Here is a 1,148-nt window from a genome sequence, read left to right as displayed (position 1 = left end):
CCGGCGAGTGGAACGTACTCGACGTGGTGCTCGGCGTCGTGGGCCTGGTCGGGGGCGGGGCCGCGGCCCTCAAGGGCATCGGGGGGATCGGCTCGGCTCTCAGGGGGGTCAAGCCCGCCTCGATGAAGCCGTCCAGCGTCCGCCTCAACAGCCGGGACATCAAGGGCCGCACCTGCAAGACCGACCCGGTCGATGTGGCCAGCGGTGAAATGCTGCTGACGCAGACCGATCTGGCGCTGCCGGGCGTCCTGCCGCTGGTGATCACGCGTACGCAGCTGTCGACGTACCGCTACGGGCAGTTCTTCGGCCCGTCCTGGGCCTCCACCCTCGACGAACGCCTCGAAGTCGACGACCGGGGGCGGGTGTTGTGGGCCCGCGAGGACGGCTCGATCCTGACCTACCCGAGCCTTCCCCCCGCCGACTCGGATGAGGTGGTGTGGCCCGAGGAAGGCCCCCGCCTGCCGCTGACCTGTCCGGGAACGGGGGCCACGGGCGGGGTCACCTACCGCATCTCCGATCCGCACACGGGCCTCGTCCAGACCTTCGCGGACCATCCCGACGACGGCAGCGGCTTGTACTGGCTGACCGGGTGGCAGGACCGCAACGGCAACGAGGTCAGCGTCTCCCGCCTGGAGGACGGCACCCCGACGACGCTGGTCCACTCCGGCGGCTACCGCGTCGAGGTCCAGTGCACCGCCGGCCTGCTGACCGGTCTTTCGGTCACCACGCCGCAGGGCCCGGTCGAGGTCATGTCCTACGAACATGACGCGGACGGCAACCTCACGCACGTCGCGAACTCGTCCGGCCGGCCGCTGGTGTTCGGCTACGACGACCGGTCCCGCATCACCTCCTGGACGGACCGCAACGACTCCACCTACCGCTACGTCTACGACGACGACAACCGCGTCACCCAGACCATCGGCCCCGACGGCTACCTCTCCTCGCACTGGTCCTACGACCCCGACCAGCGCCGGACGCATTACACCGACGCCTGCGGCGCCACGACCGTCTACCAGCTCAACGACCTGCACCAGGTCACCGCCGAGACCGACCCGCTCGGCCACACCACGGCCTCCGAGTGGGACCGCTACGACCACCTCCTGGCCCGCACCGACCCCCTCGGCAACACGATCCGGTACGAGTACGAC

Annotated in this window: 1 protein-coding gene; it reads left to right on the top strand. The window is 70.0% G+C overall.

The features are described from left to right. Window positions 1-1,148: DUF6531 domain-containing protein (locus ACF088_RS41155; RefSeq protein WP_392381111.1), on the top strand; the 1,148-nt coding region annotated here is incomplete at both ends.

It is taken from the genome of Streptomyces sp. NPDC015125 (assembly GCF_043080045.1).
Classification (GTDB): Bacteria; Actinomycetota; Actinomycetes; order Streptomycetales; family Streptomycetaceae; genus Streptomyces.
Note: the sequence above shows the minus strand (reverse complement) of the source record. Positions and strands in the feature narration are given on the sequence as shown.